Raw genomic sequence first — 21,620 nt, forward strand, 5'->3', positions numbered from 1 at the left:
CGCCCCGGCCCGGTACCGGGCCGCCCCGCCGGCGCGCGCCGTACGGCACGGCCGGGCGCCGCGGCCCACGGCGCCACCCGGCGCCACGGAACCCCCGGCGCCACGGGGCACTGGAGCCGCGCGGGCCACCGGCGCCACGGAACCCCCCCGGCGCCACGGCTCCACCGGAGCCGCGCGGGTCACCGGGGCGGGGCGCACGGGGTCACGCCCTGAGGCCTCGCAGTGTCAGCGTCAGGAGCCGGTCGGCCAGCTCGGGGTCGTCCGGGGACTGCTCGGCGGCCAGGGCGATCGCGTTGGTGAGCTGCATCAGGTCGCCGATCGACACGTCCGCCCGTACCGCTCCGGCCTCCTGGGCGCGCACCAGCAGCCGCTCGCCCGCCGTGCGCAGGGGCGTGCTGCACTGGGAGAGCGCCGAAGTCGCGTCGTGCGAGGCCGACATGAGCGCGCGGGCGAGGCCCCGGTACTCACCCGCGTGCGTGACGATGGCGCGCAGCCACTCCACGAGCGCCGCGCACGGCCGCTCGGAGCCGGCCAGGTCGTGCGACCGCTCCAGCAGGGCCTGGAGCGCCTCCTGGAAGACGGCGTTCATCAGCGCGTGCCGGTTGGGGAAGTGCCGGTACAGGGTGCCGATCCCGACCCCGGCGCGGCGCGCCACGTCCTCCAGCGACGCGTCGGTGCCGTGCTCCGCGAAGGCCGCCCGCGCCTCGCCCAGCAGCCGCTCGTAGTTGCGGCGGGCGTCGGCACGCATGGGGCGCGGCGCGCCCGGCGCCCGGTCCGCCGCCGTCCCGTCCGTCGCCGTGCTCGTCGCCATCGCGCCGTCCTCCCTCGCGGCCCCGCCGCTGTCCCCGGCCCCGTGCCTGCTTCTTCCAGGATGCCATCGTGCACATGGCGAGGGGCCCGCCGGGCATGTGCCGGCGGGCCCCTCGGGTGTGGCGTGTCAGTCCTTGATCTCGCAGATCGCGGCGCCGGACGTCACCGACGCGCCGACCTCCGCCGACAGGCCCTTGACGGTGCCCGAGCGGTGCGCGTTGAGCGGCTGCTCCATCTTCATCGCTTCCAGCACGACGATGAGGTCGCCCTCGTTGACCTGCTGGCCCTCCTCGACCGCGACCTTGACGATCGTGCCCTGCATCGGAGAGGCGAGGGTGTCGCCGGAGGCGGCCGAGCCGGCCTTCTTGGTGGCCCGGCGCTTGGGCTTGGCGCCCGCGGCGAGGCCTGTGCGGGCCAGGCTCATGCCCAGCGAGGACGGCAGCGAGACCTCCAGGCGCTTGCCGCCGACCTCGACGACGACGGTCTCACGGCCGGGCTCCTCGTCCGCGTCGGCCTCGGCCGGGGCGGCGAACGGCTTGATCTCGTTGACGAACTCGGTCTCGATCCAGCGGGTGTGGACGCGGAACGGGTCCGAGGTGAACGCCGGGTCGACGACGACCGCGCGGTGGAAGGGGATGGCCGTGGCCATGCCCTCGACCTGGAACTCCTCCAGCGCCCGGGCGGCCCGCTGGAGGGCCTGCTCACGGGTGGCGCCCGTGATGACGAGCTTGGCGAGCAGGGAGTCCCACGCGGGGCCGATGACGCTGCCGGACTCCACGCCCGCGTCCAGGCGCACACCCGGGCCGCTGGGCGGCGCGAAGGTGGTGACGGTGCCGGGGGCGGGCAGGAAGTTGCGGCCCGGGTCCTCGCCGTTGATGCGGAACTCGAACGAGTGGCCGCGCACCGGCGGGTCGTCGTAGCCGAGCTCCTCGCCGTCGGCGATGCGGAACATCTCCCGTACGAGGTCGATGCCGGTGACCTCCTCGGTCACCGGGTGCTCGACCTGGAGACGGGTGTTGACCTCCAGGAAGGAGATCGTGCCGTCCATGCCGACGAGGAACTCCACGGTGCCGGCGCCGACGTAGCCGGCCTCCTTCAGGATGGCCTTGGACGCCCGGTACAGCTCGGCGTTCTGTGCCTCGGAGAGGAACGGGGCCGGGGCCTCCTCCACCAGCTTCTGGTGGCGGCGCTGGAGCGAGCAGTCACGCGTCGACACGACGACGACGTTGCCGTGCTTGTCGGCCAGGCACTGGGTCTCCACGTGCCGCGGCTTGTCGAGGTAGCGCTCGACGAAGCACTCGCCGCGGCCGAAGGCGGCGACGGCCTCGCGCACGGCGGAGTCGTACAGCTCCGGCACCTCTTCGAGGGTGCGGGCGACCTTCAGGCCGCGGCCGCCACCGCCGAAGGCGGCCTTGATGGCGATCGGCAGGCCGTACTGCTCGGCGAACGCGACGACCTCCTCGGCGCCGGACACCGGGTCGGGCGTGCCCGCGACCAGCGGCGCACCGGCGCGCTGGGCGATGTGACGGGCGGCGACCTTGTCACCCAGATCGCGGATCGCCTGGGGCGGCGGGCCGATCCAGGTCAGACCCGCGTCGATGACGGCCTGGGCGAACTCCGCGTTCTCGGAGAGGAATCCGTAACCAGGATGGATGGCGTCCGCACCGGAGTCGGCGGCGGCCTGGAGCACCTTGGCCATGTCCAGGTAGCTGGCGGCCGGGGTGTCACCGCCCAGGGCGAACGCCTCGTCGGCCGCACGGACGTGCAGGGCGTCCCGGTCCGGATCGGCGTAGACGGCTACGCTTGCGATCCCGGCGTCCCGGCAGGCACGGGCGACACGGACAGCGATTTCGCCACGGTTGGCGATGAGCACCTTGCGCACGATGGCTCCCTCCTTGAAACAAGCTGAGTTTAGGGACTGCCGACACGGCCTTTCGACCCATCCCCAATGGTGAGCTTGCCCACACGGAGCGTGATTCGAGGCGTAGTGGAGTCGTGAAATCCCTTGTCGCACCACGTTACGCAGGGCTTCTTGACGGAACAGTAACCCTGGGGTGTGGTCTAGGTCTCTGTCTTCCCGGCCAGCGCGGTATCCCGTTTCTTTGTGGAGTCCCTACGAATGGCCGAATGATTCTTTGCCGCCCGGTCAGAACCCTTGTCCCTACGTTTACCAGTCAGTAGCCTGCGCGCTGTCGTTCGTACGGACTCGTCGGGGCAGGTAACAGGCAGGGGAGCGCCCATGGTGGCCCGCAGACCGATAGCGCTGGCGGCCGGGATCGTGCTGGTCCTGGAGGCGGTGGGGCTGGTGCTGTTGCACATGGTGCTCGCCGAGGTCATGGGCGGTCAGCGGATGTCGCTGGACGGTCTCGACCCGGACCTGATGGTCACGGCGATCTGGGTGATGGGCGCGGTGTTCGGGGCGTACGTGGCGCTGTGCGGGGTGCTGTTGGTGCTCCTCGGGGTGCGCGACCGCACCCCGGGCCGGGCCGTGCGGATCGTGCTGATCTCCTGTGCGATCACGCACGGGGTGCTGGGCGCGGTGGCCGTGGGGCTGGTCGGCTGGGCCGCGTTCGCCTGCCTGATGGTCGTGCTCGCCCTGGTGGTGGCGTCGCTGGTGCTCTACGCGCCGCAGGACGAGCCGGCCGTGCCGCCGGAGGACGCCGCACCGCCCGCGCGGGAGGGCGGCGTCGCACCGGCGTGAGCGGGGCGGGTCAGCCCCACAGGTCGGTGATGGCGACGCCCAGCTCGGCCAGCAGGCGGCGCAGCAGCGGCAGGGACAGGCCGATGACGTTGCCGGGGTCGCCGTCGATGCCGTCGATGAAGGGCGCCGAGCGGCCGTCGAGGGTGAACGCGCCCGCCACGTGGAGGGGTTCGCCGCTGGCGACGTACGCCGCGATCTCCTCGTCCGTGGGGTCGCCGAACCGGACCAGGGTGGAGGCGGTCGCGGAGGCGTACCGCTTGGCGGTGGTGTCGTAGACGCAGTGGCCGGTCTGGAGGATGCCGGCGCGGCCGCGCATGGCCTTCCAGCGGGCGGTGGCCTCCTCGGCGTCGGCGGGCTTGCCCAGGGCCTGCTTGTCCAGTTCCAGCACCGAGTCGCAGCCGATCACCAGCGCGCCGCTCGCCTCGGGCTTGGCGGCCACGTGGGCGGCCTTGGCCTCGGCGAGGGCGAGTGCCAGTTCGGCCGGGGTGGGGGCGGTGAATTTGTCCTCGTCGACCCCGCTGACGATCACCTCGGGGCTGAGCCCGGCCTGGCGCAGCAGATTGAGGCGGGCGGGGGACTGGGAGGCCAGGACGAGGCGGCGGCGCCGAGCATCGGTCATGGGCGCCATCGTACGGAAAACGCCCCGGCGGCCGGGGTTCCGGCCCGGGGTGCCGGGGTCAGCGCAGGCCCACCGCGAACATCGCCAGCACCATCGCGAGGGCCAGCAGGATCCCCGCGCGGCGCAGCTTCGCCTGCATGTCGCGCATCTCTTCGGGGGGTTCGTTCTCGGGGTCGGACCACAGCATGCTCCGATCCTGCTGCCGGGGACCCGCCCGGCGCCTGAGTACGCGTACTCAAGCGCCGGGGGTGCCCGGGGCGGGCCGGCGCGGGGCGAAAACCCCCGCGCGGGTCGCGGCCAGCGCGGCGGCGGCCGCCCGCTCGCCGTCGGCCGCCGTGAGCGGCTCGTGGCTGACCGCGAAGCGGTAGTAGAGCGGTGCCGAGACGGCGCGGACGACCTCGACGGGGTCGGTGCCGGGCGGGGCCTCGCCGCGGTCGACGGCCCGTGCGACGGCGGCGGCCCATGCGCCGAGGCGGGTCTCGTAGAAGCCGCGCAGGGAGGTGGCGCACTCCTCGTCGCAGGCCGCCGCCGCGATGACGGCCCGGAAGACGGGGCCCATGCGCGGGTCGGTGAGGGTCCCGGTCACCAGACCGGCGTTGGCGCGCAGGTCCTCCTCCAGCGAACCGGTGTCCGAGGCGGGGACGGACCGTTCGGCCATGTCGCGCAGCAGGTCGGCGACCAGCCCGGTGGGGGAGCCCCAGCGCCGGTAGACGGTGGTCTTGCCGACGCCCGCGTCGCCGGCGATCCGGTCCATGTTCAGCGCGTGGAAACCCTCGGTGGCCAGGGCCTCCTCGGTGGCGCGGAGCACGGCGGTACGGACCTTGGCGGTGCGGCCGCCGGGGCGGACGGTGCCGGGTGAGGTGCCGGGCGCGGATTCCAAATGGGACTCCCGTTTCATTTAGCGGTTCGACGGTGCTACGGTCGGGGAGCCAGCTTAACGGAACGCCAGTCCCATGAGGAGTGCCGATGTACTGGACCGCCGCCTGGACCGCCTCCCCCCAGCTTCCCTCCACCGGCTTCACCCCCAACTGGTCGCAGGAGGGCTTCTCCGGCCACACCGTCCGTCAGGTCGTGCGCGTCACGGCCGCCGGCGACCGGCTCCGGATCCGCCTGTCGAACGCGTACGGCACCTCACCGCTGGCCGTCACGGGCGCCACCGTCGCCCTCGCCGGCACCGGCGCGGCCGTCCGGCCGGGCACCACGCGGCGGGTCACCTTCGGCGGGGAGCCGTCCGTGGACATACCCGCGCACGCCCAGGCCGAGAGCGACGCCGTCCCGCTGGCCGTGGGGCGCCTGGACCGGGTGACCGTCACCCTGCACCTGGCCGGCACCACCGGCCCCGCCACCTTCCACGCCCAGGGCTTCACCGACACGTACCGCGCCGAGGGCGACCACCGCGAGGACACCACCGGCGAGCCGTTCACCGGGGCCATCACGCAGTCCTGGTACTACCTGACCGGCGTCGACGTGCGCACCGCGGCGGCGCCCGGGGGCGTCGTCCTGTTCGGAGACTCCCTCACGGACGGCTTCGGCTCCACCCCGAACGCGGACCGCCGCTGGTCCGACGCCCTGGCCGAGCGCGTCGGCCACCCGGTGCTCAACGCCGGGATCGGCGGCAACCTGCTGCTCGCCGACTCCGCCTGGTACGGCGAGCGCTCCGCGGCCCGGTTCCACCGAGACGCCCTCGACCTGCCCGGCGTCCGTACCGTCGTCCTGCTCCAGGGGCTCAACGACATCGGCTTCAGCGAGGCCCGCGACCAGCCGACCTACCTGCCCGCCCCGGTGCGGACGGCCGCCGACCTGATCGGGGGGTACCGCACCCTCGTACGGGCCGCCCACGCCCGGGGCGTGCGGATCGTCGGCGCGACCGTGCCGCCGTTCAAGGGCACCACCCACTGGGGCCCGCGGGCCGCGAAGGTCAGCGCCGAGGTCAACGACTGGATGCGCGAGTCCGGCGAGTTCGACGCGGTCCTCGACGTGCGGCGGCTGCTGGCCGACCCCGCCGACCCGGACCGGCTGAACCCCGCGTACGCGTACGACGACGGCCTCCACCCGGAGGACGCGGGGTACCGCGTCATGGCGGAGGCCGTCGTGGCCCTGCTGTGACCGTCACACGGGCCAGTACGACCGCGTCCAGGACCGGGGGCCCGGCTCCGGGCGGCGGCTCCGGGCGATCCTCGCCGGGTCCGACCAGCCCTCGGGGACGGGCACCGGGCCGCCGGAGGCCGCCGCGGCGGACGCGGCGGCACGCGCCCGCACCACCGCGAGTGCGGCGGCCAGCTCCTCGGGGGTCGGGTTGCCCCGCAGAACCTTGATCATGGGGGCTCCTTAGAGGGGGATGTTGCCGTGCTTCTTCGGGGGCAGGTTTTCCCGCTTCGTCCGGAGCTGACGCAGGCCCTTGATGATCTGCGTACGCGTCTCGGACGGCATGACCACCGCGTCGATGTAGCCGCGCTCGGCCGCCGTGTACGGGTTGAGCAGGGCGTCCTCGTACTCCTGGATCAGCCGCGCGCGGGTCGCCTCGACGTCCTCGGCCGCGGCCTCGGCGATCGTGCGGCGGTGCAGGATGTTCACCGCGCCCTGCGCGCCCATCACCGCGATCTGCGCGGTCGGCCAGGCCAGGTTGAGGTCGGCGCCGAGGTGCTTGGAGCCCATGACGTCGTACGCGCCGCCGAACGCCTTGCGCGTGATCACCGTGATCAGCGGGACGGTCGCCTCGGCGTACGCGTAGATCAGCTTGGCGCCGCGCCGGATGATGCCCTCGTGCTCCTGGCCCACGCCCGGCAGGAAGCCCGGTACGTCCACGAAGGTGAGGACCGGGACGTTGAACGCGTCGCAGGTGCGCACGAACCGGGCGGCCTTCTCGGAGGCGTCGATGTCCAGGCAGCCGGCGAACTGCATCGGCTGGTTGGCCACGATGCCGACCGGGTAGCCCTCCACCCGCCCGAAGCCGGTGACGATGTTCGGCGCGAACATCGCCTGCGTCTCCAGGAACTCGCCCTCGTCCAGGACGTGCTCGATGACGGTGTGCATGTCGTACGGCTGGTTCGCCGAGTCCGGGATGAGGACGTCCAGCTCGCGGTCCTCGTCGCTCAGCGCGAGATCCGCCTCCTCCGGGAAGGCGGGCGCCTCGGACAGGTTGTTCGAGGGCAGGTAGGACAGCAGCGACTTGACGTACTCGATCGCGTCCTTCTCGTCCCCGGCCATGTGGTGCGCCACGCCCGAGGTGGAGTTGTGCGTCCGGGCGCCGCCCAGCTCCTCGAAGCCCACGTCCTCGCCGGTCACCGTCTTGATGACGTCGGGACCGGTGATGAACATGTGCGAGGTCTGGTCGACCATCACCGTGAAGTCGGTGATGGCGGGCGAGTAGACCGCCCCGCCCGCGCACGGGCCCACGACCAGGCTGATCTGCGGGATCACGCCCGAGGCATGGGTGTTGCGGCGGAAGATCTCGCCGTACATGCCGAGGGCCATGACGCCCTCCTGGATGCGGGCGCCACCGGAGTCGTTGATGCCGATCACCGGGCAGCCCGTCTTCAGGGCGAAGTCCATCACCTTGATGATCTTCTGCCCGAACACCTCGCCGAGGGCTCCGCCGAAGACGGTGAAGTCCTGGGAGAACACCGCCACCGGGCGGCCGTCGACCGTGCCGTACCCGGTGACCACACCGTCTCCGTACGGACGGTTCTTCTCCAGACCGAAACTGGTGGAACGGTGCCGGGCGAACTCGTCCAGCTCGACGAAGGAATCCTCGTCCAGCAGCAGGGCGATGCGCTCCCGGGCCGTCAACTTGCCCTTCGCGTGCTGCTTCTCGACGGCGCGCTCGGAGCCCGCGTGCGTCGCCTCGTCGATACGGCGCTGCAGATCCGCGAGCTTGCCCGCGGTCGTATGGATGTCGATCTTCTGGGGCTCTTGGGGCTTGGCCGGCTCGGACATCGGGATGCGGCTCCCTGCCTGGTCACGGGTTCGTTGGCTACTGACCCGTAGCGTATCGGCGGCGATACCGTTCGGCAGTGCGGTGTTTACCACACCTACGCTGGCTTGCATGACGCCCTCACATGGTCCATCGAGTCCGTGGTCGGACCTCGAGCGACCGCCCCTGAACGCCCCCTCCCTCCGCCGCGCCCTGCTCCGGCCCGGCGGACTGTGGACCTCGCTCGACATCGTCCGCGCCACCGGCTCCACCAACTCCGACCTCGCCACCCGCGCCGCCGGCCTGCCCGAGGGCGCGGTCCTGGTGGCCGAGGAGCAGACGGCGGGGCGGGGTCGGCTCGACCGCACCTGGTCCGCCCCCGCGCGCTCCGGCCTGTTCTTCTCCGTCCTCCTCAAGCCCGGCGTCCCGATCGGCCGCCTCGCCTGGCTCCCCCTGCTCACCGGCGTCGCCGCCGCCACCGGCCTGGCCCGCGCCGCCGGTGCGGACATGGCACTGAAATGGCCCAACGACCTGATGGTCACGGTGGCCGGCGACGCGGGCAAGGAGGAACGGAAGGCCGGCGGCATCCTCGCCGAGCGCGCCGGGGACGACGGCGTCGTCGTCGGCATCGGACTGAACGTCACGCTCCGCGAGGACGAGCTGCCCGTCCCCACCGCCGGTTCCCTCCTCCTCGCCGACGCGGTCTCCACCGACCGCGACCCCCTGCTGCGCGCCGTCCTGCGCTCCCTGGAGCACTGGTACGGCCGGTGGACCGCCGCCGACGGCGACCCGGCGGCCTCCGGGCTCCAGGAGGCGTACGCGGCCGGCTGCGCCACCCTCGGCCGCACCGTCCGCGCCGAACTCCCGGGCGGGCGGGCCCTCACCGGCGAGGCGGTCGCCATCGACGGCGACGGCCGCCTGGTGGTGGCGCCGCCCGGCGCGGAACGGGAGGCGGTGGGCGCGGGCGACGTCGTGCACCTGCGCCCGGTGGGCTGAAAGCGGGCGGCGGGCCCCAACGCGCTCGGCCGCCGGGACGTGAGCCAGGGCACACCTGCCGTATCGTGGACGACGATCCAGCTACAGATCGGCAGGACAGTGCGCAGGGAACGGGCAGGAGGCGGCCGGTGACCGTCGACGACGCGAACTCGGACGGGTCCGGGTCCGGGCCGAGCGGGGCGGAGTACCCCACCCCCCACCATGTCGTCGACCACACGGCGGAGCCGACCGACGACCCCCTGGCCATCCGGCTGGAACAGCTCATCCTCGGCGCCGACCGCCGCTACACGCCCTTCCAGGCGGCCCGCACCGCCGGTGTCTCCATGGACCTGGCCTCCCGCTTCTGGCGGGCCATGGGCTTCGCCGACATCGGGCAGGCCAAGGCGCTGACGGAGGCGGACGTGCTGGCGCTGCGGCGGCTGGCCGGTCTGGTCGAGGCGGGCCTGCTGAGCGAGCCGATGGCGGTGCAGGTGGCCCGGTCCACCGGCCAGACCACCGCCCGGCTGGCCGAATGGCAGATCGATTCCTTCCTGGAGGGCCTGACCGAGCCGCCCGAGCCCGGTATGACCCGCACCGAAGTGACGTATCCCCTGGTGGAGCTGTTGCTGCCGGAGCTCCAGGAGTTCCTGGTGTACGTGTGGCGGCGGCAGCTCGCCGCGGCGACCGGGCGGGTGGTGCAGGCCGCCGACGACGAGGAGATGGTGGACCGGCGCCTCGCGGTCGGCTTCGCGGACCTCGTCGGGTTCACCCGGCTCACCCGCCGGCTGGAGGAGGAGGAGCTCGGCGAGCTGGTCGAGGCGTTCGAGACGACCTCGGCCGACCTGGTGGCCGCGCACGGCGGGCGGCTGATCAAGACCCTCGGCGACGAGGTGCTGTACGCCGCCGACGACGCCGGTACGGCCGCCGAGATCGCGCTGCGGCTCATCGAGACCCTCACCCACGACGAGACGATGCCCGCCCTGCGCGTCGGCATCGCCTTCGGCACCGTCACGACCCGCATGGGCGACGTCTTCGGTACGACGGTGAATCTGGCGAGCCGGCTCACCTCGATAGCGCCCAAGGACGCGGTCCTGGTCGACGGGGCGTTCGCCGAGGAGCTGGCGCGCACCGGCGAGGCTCCGGAGTCGGAGGCGCGGGCGGCCGAGGAGGCGGCGCGCGCCGAGAAGGAGGGCGAGGCGCCGGCGGGCTCGTCGAAGTACCGGTTCGCGCTCCAGCCCATGTGGCAGCGGCCGGTGCGCGGGCTCGGGGTGATCGAGCCCTGGCTGCTGACGCGGCGGGAGCCTAAGATCCCCGGATAGCGGTCGCTAACGTTCGTTAACCGGGAGGGTGTGTCACGCATGTCCGAGCAGCGCTTCGGTGAGTTCGTCGCCGTTCGTCACCACGACCACGTCGCCGAGCTGGTGCTCGACCGGCCCAAGGCCATGAACGCCGTCTCCACGGAGATGGCCCGTTCCCTCGGGGCCGCCTGCGAGGCGCTCGCCGCCGACCCGTCGGTACGGGTCACCGTGCTGACCTCCTCCAACGACAAGGCGTTCTGCGTCGGCGCCGACCTCAAGGAGCGCAACTCCTTCACGGACGCCGAGCTGGTGCGCCAGCGCCCGGTGGCGCGCGGCGCCTACACCGGGGTGCTGGAGCTGCCGATGCCGACGGTCGCCGCCGTGCACGGCTTCGCCCTGGGCGGCGGGTTCGAGCTGGCGCTCGCCTGCGACCTGATCGTCGCCGACCCGACCGCGGTCGTCGGGCTGCCCGAGGTGTCGGTGGGCGTGATCCCCGGTGGCGGGGGTACGCAGCTCCTGCCGCGCCGGGTCGGGGCGGCCAGGGCGGCGGAGCTGGTGTTCACGGCCCGGCGCGTGGCGGCGGCCGAGGCGGTGTCCCTGGGGCTGGTGGACCAGCTCGTGGACGACGCACGGGACGGCGCCCTGGAGCTGGCCGCCCGGATCGCCGCGAACTCGCCGGTCGGGCTGCGGGCCGCCAAGCGGGCCATGCGGCTGGGGCAGGGGCTGGACCTGCGGGCGGGCCTGGAGGTCGAGGACGCCGCGTGGCGGTCGGTGGCCTTCTCCGGGGACCGGGCCGAGGGCGTGGCCGCGTTCAACGAGAAGCGGAAGCCGGAGTGGCCCGGGGAGTGAAAAGTTGTGGATGCTCCCTAAGCTTGAGGAATGGGTGAGGATGTCCGGCTACGCGCTGTAGTGGCGCTCGCGCAGGCCATGGCGTCGGCGCACACGCCGCGCGAGACGTGGCGGGCGGCCGCGCTGGGGGCGCGTGACGCGCTCGGCGGGACGTTCGCCGCGCTCTCGATGTGGGAGCGCGATCTCGGCCGGCTCAAGGTGCTGGTGAACGCGGGCGAGCGCGCGCCGGGCGAGGAGGAGTTCCCCGACGCCGAGACCTACCCGGTGCACCAGTTCTCCGAGATCACCGAGTTCCTGCACGAGCGGTGGGCGGGCGGCGGGGAGCCGAATGCCTGGGTCGAGACGGCCGAGGGCCCGGAGGCGGCCGGTGACCCGGCGTACACGGCGCTGCGCGGGCGGGTGGCGGCGCTGCGGCGGCGCGGGCGGGGCTGCTGCGTGGTGGCGCCGATAGTGATGCACGGGCGGGCCTGGGGCGAGCTGTACGTGGCCCGGCGGGCCGGGGCGCCGGTGTTCGACCGGCGGGACGCGGACTTCGCGACCGTCCTCGCCTCGGTCGTCGCGGCCGGGATCGCGCAGACCGAGCGGCTGGAGGAGGTGCGCAAGCTGGCCTTCACGGACCCGCTCACCGGGCTCGCCAACCGCCGGGCGGTCGACATGCGGCTGGACGAGGCGGTCGAGCGCTCACTGGCCGACGGGACGGTGGTCTCGCTGGTGGTGTGCGACCTGAACGGCCTCAAGCGCGTCAACGACACCCATGGGCACGCGGTGGGGGACCGGCTGCTGGAGCGGTTCGGTTCGGTGCTGTCGTACTGCGGGGCGATGCTGCCGGGCGCGCTGGCGGCGCGGCTGGGCGGTGACGAGTTCTGCCTGGTGTCGGTGGGGCCGGAGGCGGACGAGGTGGTGGCCGCGGCGGACGAGCTGTGCGCACGGGCCGGTGATCTGGAGCTGGGCGAGGGCGTGGCGTGCGGGGTGGCGTCGACCGGGGATCCGATCGGGCCGGTGCGGTCCGCGCGCCGGCTGTTCCGGTTGGCCGACGCGGCCCAGTACCGGGCCAAGGCCGCCCGGTCGCCCAAGCCGGTGGTGGCGGGCCGCGACGGTACGGTCATCGCCCTGGCGGACCACCCCCCGGTGGCGGCCCGGGACCGCCGCAGCTTCCGGGACGCCCCCGCGCCGCCGAACCTGCTCCCCGGACCCGCCGACGTCCCCGCTGCGGAGGCTCCCCCCGAATCCCGCGGGGAGCCGCCCGCGCCGGCCGGCCCGGCGGCCTGACGGGGCGTAAGGGGCTCCTGGCGGCCGAGGTAGTGACACGTTGGGATTCAGTCCGTACGCTGCTGAATATGGATATGCACACAGTCGTGGTGGGGACGTCCGGCACCACCGCTCAGGACGTCATCGCCGTGGCCCGCGGCAACGCCCGTGTCGAGCTCTCCCCGGAGGCGCTCGCCGCGCTCGCCAAGGCCCGTGAGATCGTCGACGCCCTCGCCGCCAAGCCCGAGCCCGTCTACGGCGTGTCGACCGGCTTCGGGGCGCTCGCCACCCGGCACATCAGCCCCGAGCTGCGCGCCCAGCTCCAGCGCAACATCGTGCGCTCGCACGCCGCCGGCATGGGCGCGCCCGTCGAGCGCGAGGTCGTGCGGGCCCTGATGTTCCTGCGGCTGAAGACCGTCTGCTCCGGCCACACGGGCGTCCGCCCCCAGGTCGCCCAGGCCATGGCGGACCTGCTCAACGCCGGGATCACCCCGGTCGTGCACGAGTACGGCTCCCTCGGCTGCTCCGGCGACCTCGCGCCGCTCAGCCACTGCGCGCTCGCCCTGATGGGCGAGGGTGACGCCGAGGGCCCCGACGGCCGCGTCCGCCCCGCCGGCGAGCTGCTCGCCGAGCACGGCCTCGAGCCCGTCGAACTGCGCGAGAAGGAGGGCCTCGCCCTCCTCAACGGCACCGACGGCATGCTCGGCATGCTGGTCATGGCCCTCGCGGACCTCGACAAGCTCTACAAGAGCGCCGACATCACCGCCGCCCTGTCGCTGGAGGCCCTCCTCGGCACGCAGAAGGTGCTCGCCCCCGAGCTGCACGCCATCCGCCCGCACCCCGGCCAGGGCGCCGCCGCCGCGAACATGCTCGCCGTGCTCCAGGGCTCCGGCCTCACCGGCCACTTCCAGCAGGACGAGGCCCCGCGCGTCCAGGACGCCTACTCCGTGCGCTGCGCCCCCCAGGTCGCCGGCGCGGGCCGCGACACCATGGCGCACGCCCGGCTCGTCGCCGAGCGCGAGCTCGCCTCGGCCGTGGACAACCCGGTCGTCCTGCCCGACGGCCGCGTCGAGTCCAACGGCAACTTCCACGGCGCGCCGGTCGCCTACGTCCTGGACTTCCTGGCCATCGCCGCCGCCGACCTCGGCTCCATCGCCGAGCGGCGCACCGACCGGCTGCTGGACAAGAACCGCTCGCACGGCCTGCCGCCCTTCCTCGCCGACGACGCGGGCGTCGACTCGGGCCTGATGATCGCCCAGTACACCCAGGCCGCCCTGGTCAGCGAGCTGAAGCGGCTGGCCGTCCCGGCGTCCGCCGACTCCATCCCGTCCTCCGCCATGCAGGAGGACCACGTCTCCATGGGCTGGTCGGCCGCGCGCAAGCTGCGCACCGCCGTCGGCAACCTGGGCCGGATCATCGCCGTCGAGCTGTACGCCGCCACCCGGGCCATCGAGCTGCGCGAGGGGCTCACCCCGGCGCCCGCCTCCCGCGCCGCCATCGAGGCGCTGCGCGCGGCCGGCGTTCAGGGCCCCGGGCCGGATCGTTTCCTCGCCCCCGACCTGGACGCCGCCGACGCGTTCGTCCGCGAGGGCAAGCTCGTCGAGGCCGTCGAGAAGGTCACCGGCCCGCTGGCCTGACCAGGGGCCCGGTCAGGGCATGACACCCACGCGCGGGGCGCACGCCGTCACAGGACGGTGTGCGCCCCGCGTCGTACGGCGAAGGCCACCAGGCCCGTGCCCATCCCCAGGAAGGCCGTGCCCGCGATCAGGTACGGGGTGGTGTCCACGCCGCCGGTGTCGGCGAGCGCGAGGTCCTGGCCCTCGGCGGCCGGTACGACGGACGTTCTCGTTCCGTGCCGCTCCGCCGGTGGTGTTTCGACGGTGGCGTTGGCCGAAGGGACGAACCACAGCGCACAGAGCAGAGTCCCGGCGGCGGTGGCGGTCAGCAGCGGTCGACGTGCGACGGACACAGATTCAGATCCCCTTGCGGAACCGAGAATTGGTGGTTGCGCCGATGCTAATGAACACAGCGGGTCGCAGGAAAGTCGCGGGCCCCGGCGGCTTACGCTCCGTCATATGAGCCCTGCTGAGACATCACGGTATGTGCGCCTTCGGGTGGAACTGCTGCTGGAAGTGACCGACGACGATCAACTCACCGGAGCCGCGCTGGAGCGCGTGGAGGCCGACGAATTCATGCCGGACGAGGAGCGTACACACGCCCGGTCCGCGGTACGAGAAGACGAAGCGGAAGCTCTCGCATACCTCGTGGAGCCGGTGGACCTGATCGACCGGGTGCCGGGCGTCGAGCTCGCCCAGGCGTCGTGGACCAGCGAACAGGTCGACCACGACCCCGACGCGGAGATGTGGGACCTGGACGAGGAGGATGATGAGGACGACCACTTCGACGAGGTACGGCCGTAACGTGTGACCTCCGTCACGCCCCGGGTCCCGGACCGCCGTCGCGCGGGCGGGCCCGGGCGCCCGCCCGGCAGGCGTCCGTATACCTCAGGGGGGATCGGGAACCGGCGGCCCGTCTCACGCGTCGATCAGTGGTGTTCCCCACATCCATGCCTGATGTGGAACCGGACGGGTTGTTATGGGTGTTGTTGAGACAGTTGGCAGGGGTTCGGCGACGATGGAGAAGCGTGTGATGACGGACAGCAAGCGGCGCAAAGGCCTGACGGCCGCGTCCGCACTGCTCGGCGGCGTACTGGTGCTCACCGGCTGCAGCGGCGGTGAGGACAAGGGTGACGCCTCCGACGGCTCGAAGACGTCACAGTCCCAGGTCGACGCGGCGGCGGCCAAGGACGCCTCCCAGGCCCGAATAACGATCACCCCGAAGAACGGCGCGCAGAACGCGGGCATCAACGACGACGCCAAGGTGACCGTCAGCGAGGGCACGCTCACGCAGGTGACCATGACCTCCCCGGACGGCAAGACCATCAAGGGCGAGATGGCCGCCGACGGCAAGAGCTGGACCCCCGGCGAGCAGCTCGAGCGGGCCACCACCTACAAGATCGCCGTCACCGCCAAGGACTCCGAGGGCCGGGAGGCCCATGAGAACTCCTCCTTCACCACCGTGTCGAAGGAGAACAGCTTCATCGGGAACTACACCCCCGAGGGAGGCTCCACGGTCGGCGTCGGCATGCCCGTCTCCATCAACTTCAACAAGCCGATCACGGACAAGAAGGCCGTCCAGTCCGGCATCACCGTGTCCTCCAGCAGCGGCCAGGAGGTCGTCGGCCACTGGTTCAACAGCCAGCGCCTGGACTTCCGCCCCGAGAACTACTGGGCCGAGGGCTCCAAGGTCACGCTGAAGCTCGACCTCGACGGCGTCGAGGGCTCCGACGGCGTCTTCGGCGTCCAGCAGAAGACCGTCACCTTCACCATCGGCCGCAACCAGGTCTCCACCGTCGACGCCGCCGCCAAGACCATGACGGTCACCCAGGACGGCAAGACGGTCAAGACCATCCCGATCTCCGCCGGCGCGCCCGAGAACCCGACCTACAACGGCCAGATGGTCATCTCCGAGAAGTTCAAGGAGACCCGGATGGACGGCTCGACGGTCGGCTTCACCAAGAAGGACGGCAAGGGCGAGTACGACATCAAGGACGTGCCGCACGCCATGCGGCTGTCCACCTCGGGCACCTTCATCCACGGCAACTACTGGGGCTCCGACAGCATCTTCGGCAACGTCAACACCAGCCACGGCTGCGTGGGCCTGAACGACGCCAAGGGCGCGGGCGACCCGAGCCAGCCCGCTGCGTGGTTCTACGACAACTCGATCGTCGGTGACGTGGTCGTCGTCAAGAACTCCAAGGACAAGACCATCGCCCCCGACAACGGCCTCAACGGCTGGAACATGAGCTGGGCGGAGTGGAAGGCCGGCTCGGCCGTCTGACCCCCTCGCACACCGAAGGCGGCGGTCCTCCCCACGGAGGCCCGCCGCCTTCGGCGTACCCGGTCCCCCCGCGCCCCGGCGACCTCGTCACCGCTCCGCCGCCGCGACCGTCCGATGACCTCCGAGGTCATCGACCCCGGGGACGTACACCCGGAGGATGGGGTCATCCGCACCGACGAGGAGGACCCCGTGCCCGCCTACGCCATAGCCAACCTGCGACCCGTCGCCGTGCTCGACGACGAGGTCCTCACCTACATGGAGCGCATCCAGGACACCCTCGACCCCTTCGGCGGCCGCTTCCTGGTGCACGGCGCCCCGGCCAGGGAGGTCCGCGAGGGGGAGTGGAGCTCCGCCCTCGTCATCATCGGCTTCCCCTCCCTGGACCACGCGCGCGACTGGTACGACTCCGAGCCCTACCAGCGGCTCCTCCCCCTCCGCACCCGGCACATGGAGGGCGACGTCCTCCTCATCGACGGCGTCGGCCCCGGCTACGACCCCGCCGCCACGGCCGCGCTCCTCCGCGCGGCCGGGGCCGGGCCGGGCGACACCCCCTAGGGGGCCCTCCGGGCGTCTCAGGCGTCCGGCGCGGGCGCCTTGGCCACGCCGATGGGGCAGCTCACGCCCGTACCGCCGATGCCGCAGTAGCCGCCGGGGTTCTTGTCCAGGTACTGCTGGTGGTAGGGCTCGGCGGGGTAGAAGACGCGGTCGGCGGCGGGGAGGATCTCCGTGGTGATCGTGCCGTACCCCGAGCCGGTGAGGACCTGCTGGTAGGCGGTACGGGAGGACTCGGCCCGGGCCGCCTGGGCGGGGGAGTGGGTGTAGACCGCCGAACGGTACTGGGTGCCCACGTCGTTGCCCTGGCGGAAGCCCTGGGTGGGGTCGTGGGACTCCCAGAAGAGCTTGAGGAGCGCGGCGTAGGACACCACGGACGGGTCGAAGACCACGCGGACGACCTCCGTGTGGCCCGTCATGCCGGAGCAGACCTCCTCGTAGGAGGGGTTGCGGGTGTAGCCGCCCTGGTAGCCGACGAGCGTCGTCCACACGCCCTCGGTCTGCCAGAACTTCCGCTCCGCGCCCCAGAAGCAGCCGAGGGCGAAGTCCGCCACCTCCAGGCCGGCCGGGTAGGGACCCAGGAGCGGGTTGCCGAGCACGGTGTGGCGCGAGGGCACGGTGAACCCGGGCTCCGGACGGCCGCGCAGGGCCTCGTCGGGGGTGGGGAGGACGGGGGTACGGCCGAACAGCATGACTGGGTCTCCTTCTGCGGCGACGCCGGGGCGGCACCCGAACAACGTCCCGGTGCCGGCCCGCATTCCACGGCCACCCCGTTCCGGCCGGTCCACGGGCGGGCCGGAACGGGGCGGCACCGGCGGGTCAGTGGGGGAGCGTCGCCGGGCTGCCGCCGTTCGCCTCGTAGCCCGCGACCGCCAGCGCGCGGTACACCGCGTACTGCGCCGCCGGGTCCTCGCTCAGCGTCCACGGCAGCGCGCCGATGTGACCGTCCACGTGGACGAGCTGGTGCATGGCCTCCGACCAGCGCTCCGCCCCCACCAGGAAGTGGATCAGGAGATGGCGGACGTGGGCGAGCATCGGGTCGTCCGGGCGGGCGGAGTGCACCGCGTACAACGCGCCCTCCATGGCCTTCGACACCACCTCGGTGCCGTAGAAGTCCCGCACCATCGCCACCTCCGGCAGGTGCTCGAAGACCGCGAACAGCGGCAGCGCCGCCAGCAGTGACCCCTGGGGGGCACGGGCCGCGGCCGCCGTCGCGAACCGGTCGGCGTCCTTCCGGGAGCCGTGCCACTTCTCGCACCAGTAGTGCAGGGCCGCCAGGTGCGCGCCCATGTGCCGCGGCGCCCGGTCGATGATCTTCGCCCACACCTGGTCGAACCGCTCGTGGGGGTACCCCAGGCCCCGCGCGACGGCCAGCTCGACGATGTACGGCACCGGGTCGCCGGGCGCGAGCAGCGCGGCCTCCTCGCAGACCGTGCGCGCCTCCTCCAGGATGATCCGGAAGTCGTCGGCGCCCGCGGACGACGACCGCCACGCCTGCTGCACCAGGAACTCGGCGTACACCTGCGCCCCGCCCGGGTCCTTCGGCTTCTCGGCACGCCAGGCCCGCAGCCACGCCGCGCCGGTTCCCGGCTGCCGCGCCAGCTCCAGCGCCGCGGCGCCCGCGAACGCCTGCACCCGCTGCCACCGCTCCTCGTCGTCCTTGTCGGTACCGGCCAGAAGCTGGGACGCCGCACGCCAGTCCTGGGTGCGCTGCACCACGTCCAGCACGGCCAGGAGGTCCTCGTCCGGTCCCGGCATGCGTACGTCGAGGTGCTCCTGGCGCACGAAGCCGTACGCACCGGGATCGGCGGCGTCCGGCGCACCGGGCTCCACCAGGCGGATGCCGCCGCCGGCGCGACGGCGCATCAGCCACGGCACGAGCACGACGCCGATGATGCCCACCGTGAACAGGAACCAGAGAATCTCCATACGCACATTGTCCCGGACGCGTCCGGTGCGAACGGCCGCCCGCGACTACGCTCGGACCTCATGAGCGACGAGCACACCCACCAGAACTTCGAGACCCGCGCCATCCATGCGGGCAACACCGCCGACCCGCTGACCGGCGCGGTCGTCCCGCCCATCTACCAGGTGTCCACCTACAAGCAGGACGGTGTGGGCGGCCTGCGCGGCGGCTACGAGTACAGCCGCAGCGCCAACCCGACGCGTACGGCGCTGGAGGAGAACCTCGCGGCGCTGGAGGGCGGCCGGCGCGGCCTGGCCTTCGCCTCCGGCCTCGCGGCCGAGGACTGCCTGCTGCGGACGCTCCTGGCCCCCGGCGACCACGTGGTCATCCCGAACGACGCCTACGGCGGCACGTTCCGGCTGTTCGCGAAGGTCGTCGCCCGGTGGGGCGTGGAGTGGTCGGTCGCCGACACCTCCGACCCGGCGGCGGTACGGGACGCGATCACCGACCGTACGAAGGCGATCTGGGTCGAGACGCCGTCGAACCCGCTGCTCGGCATCACCGACATCGCGGCGCTCGCGGACGTGGCCCGCTCGGCGGGCGTCAAGCTCGTCGTGGACAACACCTTCGCCAGCCCCTACCTCCAGCAGCCGCTGGCGCTCGGCGCGGACGTCGTCGTGCACTCGCTGACCAAGTACATGGGCGGCCACTCCGACGTCGTGGGCGGCGCGCTGGTGACGGCCGACGAGACGCTCGGCGAGGAACTGGCGTACCACCAGAACGCGATGGGCGCGGTCGCCGGCCCGTTCGACTCCTGGATCGTGCTGCGCGGCATCAAGACGCTGGCCGTCCGCATGGACCGGCACAGCGAGAACGCCACCCGGGTCGCCGAGATGCTGACCCGCCACCCCAAGGTCACCAGCGTCCTCTACCCGGGCCTGCCCGAGCACCCCGGCCACGAGGTCGCCGCCAAGCAGATGCGCGCCTTCGGCGGCATGATCTCCTTCCGTGTCCAGGGCGGCGAAGAGGCGGCGGTCGAGGTCTGCAACCGCGCCAGGCTCTTCACGCTGGGCGAGTCGCTGGGCGGCGTCGAGTCGCTGATCGAGCACCCGGGCCGGATGACGCACGCGAGCGTCGCGGGCTCGCTGCTGGAGGTCCCGGGCGACCTGGTGCGCCTGTCGGTCGGCATCGAGAACGCCGACGACCTGCTGGCGGACCTCCGCCAGGCGCTGGGCTAGCCGGCACGGAACGGCACGGATCCGCACGGAACGGCCCGGGAAGGGCCGGTGGCGGCCGGGTCGCCGGGACGGTGGCGGCCGCGTCACCAGCCCTCGAAGGGCGGGGTGACCCGCGACGGGGGTACGTGCCACGGCTCGGCGACCGAGGCCCACACCGCGAACGCCACCGCCGCCGCGGTCAGCAGCACCCACAGGACGCGGCGCAGCACCCGTGCCCGGCGCCGCACGCGGGTGCCGCGGCCGATCGCGCGGGGCAGCAGGTCCGGCGGGACGGGGACGTGGGCCGGGGCGTCGAGCAGCCGCCGGACCTCGTCCTCCTTGCGGTCGTAGCCGCTCACGGGGCACCCCGCGGCGGACCGGGCGCGCCTGCGCCCGGCGCGCCCGGCGCGGAGGCGCCCGCCCCGTGCGGTGTGCCGGATCCGCGCGGTGCGTGCCGCAGGACGGCCACCGAACGGGCGCAGGTCGCCCGGACCCGTTCCTCCGGGAGCCCGAGCAGCGCCGCCGTCTGCTCCTCGGCGACGCCCTCGTACAGGCGCAGCACCACGACGAGCCGCTCCAGCGGGGTGAGCCGCGACAGGAGCCCGCCGTACGGGCGGTGGAAGCGCCAGGCGGCACGGGCGAAACGGGTGGCCAGTTCGCGGCGGGTGAGGTCGTACGGGTCCTCGCCGCGCAGCCGGTCCCAGCGGGCGTAGGTGGCCGCGAGGGCGGCGGTCAGCAGGGCCCCGGCGCGCGGGGCGCGGCCGGGCGGCTCGGCGGTCAGCAGTGTGGCGGCGTGCAGCAGCCGGCCCGCCGCGCCCGCCACGAACGCCTCGAAGTCCCGGTCCCGGGTGTCGGGCACCGGGGCGTCCCGGAGCCGGGCGTCCCGGCCGCGGGCGCGGTGGAGCTGCGCCGTGGCCTGATGACGCCGCTGCTCTCGCACGTCCTCATATCAGGCCAGGCGCCCGGCCCGGGTCAAGAGGCGGGAGGGTTCTCCGTGTCCCGCTCCGGCTCCCGCTCCGCCTCGCGCTCGGCCGGGGGCAGCCCGGCCTGCCGGGCGGAGAGCGCGGAGTTGAAGCGGGTGAGCAGGGTGCAGAACGACGCGCGTTCCGTCTCGGTCCAGCCGTCGGTCACCTGCGCCATCAGCTCGCGCCGGGAGGAGCGGACCTCCTCCAGGCGGGCCTGCCCGCGCGGCGAGAGCTGGAGCACGACGGCACGGCCGTCCTCCGGGTGCGAGGTCCGCTTGACCAGGCCGGTGTCGACCAGCGGCGCGACCTGGCGGGTCACCGTGGACGAGTCGATGCCCATCCCGGCCGCCAGCGCCTTCACGCCCATCGGGCCCTCCTGGTCCAGGCGGTTCAGGAGGAGGTAGGCGGCGCGGTCCATCGAGTTGCGGAGCTGGCCGGTGCCGCCGAGCCGGGTCTGCTCGGCCCGGCGGGCGAAGACGGCCACCTGGTGCTGGAGGGCATCGAGGAGACCGTGGTCACCCGGGGCTTCGGGGGCGGTCCCCCGGGAGACAGGCGCAGGAGTCGTCATGTCCTGAGATGTGGGCATGGCTGCGGGGCTCTCTCGTGCGGTGGTGGTCGGTTGGTGGGGGACAGAGTACGCGGCTCCGTGCGCCTTTATACCGGCGCT

24 protein-coding genes are annotated in these 21,620 nt (G+C 73.1%); 11 read left to right on the forward strand and 13 right to left on the reverse strand.

What is annotated here, in order from left to right; all coding sequences use genetic code 11:
- Positions 1–202 precede the first annotated feature (202 nt).
- Positions 203–748, reverse strand: coding sequence for a TetR/AcrR family transcriptional regulator (locus ACZ7LK_RS07715; protein WP_469464963.1), 546 nt, complete (start codon positions 746–748; stop codon positions 203–205).
- Between the two features lie 189 nt (positions 749–937).
- Positions 938–2,692, reverse strand: coding sequence for an acetyl/propionyl/methylcrotonyl-CoA carboxylase subunit alpha (locus tag ACZ7LK_RS07720; RefSeq protein ID WP_471138954.1), 1,755 nt, complete (start codon positions 2,690–2,692; stop codon positions 938–940).
- A 357-nt stretch (positions 2,693–3,049) separates the two neighbouring features.
- Here ACZ7LK_RS07720 and ACZ7LK_RS07725 point away from each other — a divergent pair, with 357 nt between their 5' ends.
- Positions 3,050–3,511 carry a hypothetical protein gene (locus ACZ7LK_RS07725; protein ID WP_392272359.1) on the forward strand — a complete coding sequence of 154 codons (462 nt, stop codon included), beginning with the start codon at positions 3,050–3,052 and terminating at the stop codon, positions 3,509–3,511.
- A gap of 10 nt (positions 3,512–3,521) precedes the next feature.
- Here the strand turns inward: ACZ7LK_RS07725 and ACZ7LK_RS07730 are convergent, their stop codons facing one another.
- Genes ACZ7LK_RS07730 through ACZ7LK_RS07740 form a run of 3 tightly spaced genes read right to left on the reverse strand, consistent with a single transcriptional unit; the run spans position 3,522 to position 5,028 of the window.
- Positions 3,522–4,130: a Maf family protein gene (locus ACZ7LK_RS07730; protein ID WP_392272358.1), complete on the reverse strand. Its 609-nt coding sequence runs from the start codon at positions 4,128–4,130 to the stop codon at positions 3,522–3,524.
- Between the two features lie 58 nt (positions 4,131–4,188).
- Positions 4,189–4,317: a morphogenic membrane protein MmpB gene (mmpB, locus tag ACZ7LK_RS07735; RefSeq protein ID WP_471138957.1), complete on the reverse strand. Its 129-nt coding sequence runs from the start codon at positions 4,315–4,317 to the stop codon at positions 4,189–4,191.
- Positions 4,318–4,365: 48 nt separating this feature from the next.
- Entirely contained in the window at positions 4,366–5,028 is a 663-nt protein-coding gene (locus ACZ7LK_RS07740) for a TetR/AcrR family transcriptional regulator (RefSeq protein WP_471138959.1), read from the reverse strand.
- 68 nt (positions 5,029–5,096) lie between these two features.
- Here ACZ7LK_RS07740 and ACZ7LK_RS07745 point away from each other — a divergent pair, with 68 nt between their 5' ends.
- Positions 5,097–6,236 (forward strand): SGNH/GDSL hydrolase family protein, encoded by a 1,140-nt coding sequence (locus tag ACZ7LK_RS07745; RefSeq protein WP_471138961.1) that lies wholly within the window; start codon positions 5,097–5,099, stop codon positions 6,234–6,236.
- Between the two features lie 3 nt (positions 6,237–6,239).
- Here ACZ7LK_RS07745 and ACZ7LK_RS07750 read toward each other — a convergent pair whose 3' ends face one another.
- Together ACZ7LK_RS07750 and ACZ7LK_RS07755 are read right to left on the reverse strand one after the other, a co-directional pair.
- The gene (locus ACZ7LK_RS07750; RefSeq protein ID WP_392272354.1) at positions 6,240–6,449 is read right to left on the reverse strand and encodes an acyl-CoA carboxylase epsilon subunit; all 210 of its coding nucleotides are present in this window, start codon (positions 6,447–6,449) and stop codon (positions 6,240–6,242) included.
- Positions 6,450–6,458: 9 nt separating this feature from the next.
- Positions 6,459–8,066 (reverse strand): acyl-CoA carboxylase subunit beta, encoded by a 1,608-nt coding sequence (locus tag ACZ7LK_RS07755; RefSeq protein ID WP_392272353.1) that lies wholly within the window; start codon positions 8,064–8,066, stop codon positions 6,459–6,461.
- Positions 8,067–8,175: 109 nt separating this feature from the next.
- On the opposite strand from ACZ7LK_RS07755, the gene ACZ7LK_RS07760 reads away from it, so the two are divergent.
- The 5 genes from ACZ7LK_RS07760 to hutH all read left to right on the forward strand — a co-directional run bounded on the left by ACZ7LK_RS07760 (position 8,176) and on the right by hutH (position 14,050).
- Positions 8,176–9,039, forward strand: a complete 864-nt coding sequence (locus ACZ7LK_RS07760; RefSeq protein WP_471138964.1) for a biotin--[acetyl-CoA-carboxylase] ligase — start codon at positions 8,176–8,178, stop codon at positions 9,037–9,039.
- A gap of 128 nt (positions 9,040–9,167) precedes the next feature.
- On the forward strand, positions 9,168–10,337 hold the full coding sequence (locus ACZ7LK_RS07765) for an adenylate/guanylate cyclase domain-containing protein (protein ID WP_392272351.1): 1,170 nt from the start codon (positions 9,168–9,170) through the stop codon (positions 10,335–10,337).
- Between the two features lie 39 nt (positions 10,338–10,376).
- Positions 10,377–11,165, forward strand: a complete 789-nt coding sequence (locus ACZ7LK_RS07770; RefSeq protein ID WP_392272350.1) for an enoyl-CoA hydratase/isomerase family protein — start codon at positions 10,377–10,379, stop codon at positions 11,163–11,165.
- A gap of 30 nt (positions 11,166–11,195) precedes the next feature.
- Positions 11,196–12,434 (forward strand): GGDEF domain-containing protein, encoded by a 1,239-nt coding sequence (locus ACZ7LK_RS07775; protein WP_392272349.1) that lies wholly within the window; start codon positions 11,196–11,198, stop codon positions 12,432–12,434.
- 74 nt (positions 12,435–12,508) lie between these two features.
- Entirely contained in the window at positions 12,509–14,050 is a 1,542-nt protein-coding gene (hutH, locus tag ACZ7LK_RS07780; protein ID WP_392272681.1) for a histidine ammonia-lyase, read from the forward strand.
- A 47-nt stretch (positions 14,051–14,097) separates the two neighbouring features.
- On the opposite strand, the gene ACZ7LK_RS07785 is transcribed toward hutH, so the two are convergent.
- Entirely contained in the window at positions 14,098–14,382 is a 285-nt protein-coding gene (locus ACZ7LK_RS07785) for a hypothetical protein (RefSeq protein WP_392272348.1), read from the reverse strand.
- 106 nt (positions 14,383–14,488) lie between these two features.
- Here ACZ7LK_RS07785 and ACZ7LK_RS07790 point away from each other — a divergent pair, with 106 nt between their 5' ends.
- The 3 genes from ACZ7LK_RS07790 to ACZ7LK_RS07800 all read left to right on the forward strand — a co-directional run bounded on the left by ACZ7LK_RS07790 (position 14,489) and on the right by ACZ7LK_RS07800 (position 16,868).
- On the forward strand, positions 14,489–14,833 hold the full coding sequence (locus ACZ7LK_RS07790; RefSeq protein WP_471138968.1) for a hypothetical protein: 345 nt from the start codon (positions 14,489–14,491) through the stop codon (positions 14,831–14,833).
- A 214-nt stretch (positions 14,834–15,047) separates the two neighbouring features.
- A complete protein-coding gene (locus tag ACZ7LK_RS07795; protein ID WP_392272346.1) occupies positions 15,048–16,313 on the forward strand; it encodes a L,D-transpeptidase in 1,266 nt (421 codons plus the stop codon).
- A gap of 189 nt (positions 16,314–16,502) precedes the next feature.
- Positions 16,503–16,868, forward strand: a complete 366-nt coding sequence (locus tag ACZ7LK_RS07800) for a DUF1330 domain-containing protein (RefSeq protein ID WP_392272345.1) — start codon at positions 16,503–16,505, stop codon at positions 16,866–16,868.
- 17 nt (positions 16,869–16,885) lie between these two features.
- Here ACZ7LK_RS07800 and msrA read toward each other — a convergent pair whose 3' ends face one another.
- Positions 16,886–17,557 carry a peptide-methionine (S)-S-oxide reductase MsrA gene (gene msrA, locus ACZ7LK_RS07805; protein ID WP_392272344.1) on the reverse strand — a complete coding sequence of 224 codons (672 nt, stop codon included), beginning with the start codon at positions 17,555–17,557 and terminating at the stop codon, positions 16,886–16,888.
- 127 nt (positions 17,558–17,684) lie between these two features.
- Positions 17,685–18,794 carry a hypothetical protein gene (locus ACZ7LK_RS07810; RefSeq protein ID WP_392272343.1) on the reverse strand — a complete coding sequence of 370 codons (1,110 nt, stop codon included), beginning with the start codon at positions 18,792–18,794 and terminating at the stop codon, positions 17,685–17,687.
- A 60-nt stretch (positions 18,795–18,854) separates the two neighbouring features.
- Between ACZ7LK_RS07810 and ACZ7LK_RS07815 the strand changes: the two genes are divergently transcribed.
- Positions 18,855–20,009 carry a cystathionine gamma-synthase gene (locus ACZ7LK_RS07815; RefSeq protein WP_392272342.1) on the forward strand — a complete coding sequence of 385 codons (1,155 nt, stop codon included), beginning with the start codon at positions 18,855–18,857 and terminating at the stop codon, positions 20,007–20,009.
- Positions 20,010–20,092: 83 nt separating this feature from the next.
- Here ACZ7LK_RS07815 and ACZ7LK_RS07820 read toward each other — a convergent pair whose 3' ends face one another.
- The 3 genes from ACZ7LK_RS07820 to ACZ7LK_RS07830 all read right to left on the reverse strand — a co-directional run bounded on the left by ACZ7LK_RS07820 (position 20,093) and on the right by ACZ7LK_RS07830 (position 21,521).
- Complete coding sequence (locus ACZ7LK_RS07820; RefSeq protein WP_392272341.1) at positions 20,093–20,347, reverse strand: hypothetical protein; 255 nt, start codon at positions 20,345–20,347, stop codon at positions 20,093–20,095.
- Positions 20,344–20,847 carry a sigma factor-like helix-turn-helix DNA-binding protein gene (locus ACZ7LK_RS07825; protein WP_471139565.1) on the reverse strand — a complete coding sequence of 168 codons (504 nt, stop codon included), beginning with the start codon at positions 20,845–20,847 and terminating at the stop codon, positions 20,344–20,346. Before ACZ7LK_RS07825 ends, ACZ7LK_RS07820 begins: the two co-directional genes overlap by 4 nt.
- Before the next feature lie 113 nt (positions 20,848–20,960).
- Entirely contained in the window at positions 20,961–21,521 is a 561-nt protein-coding gene (locus tag ACZ7LK_RS07830) for a MarR family winged helix-turn-helix transcriptional regulator (RefSeq protein WP_392272340.1), read from the reverse strand.
- Between the last annotated feature and the right edge of the window lie 99 nt (positions 21,522–21,620).

The organism is Streptomyces sp. NPDC039423, assembly GCF_055598725.1.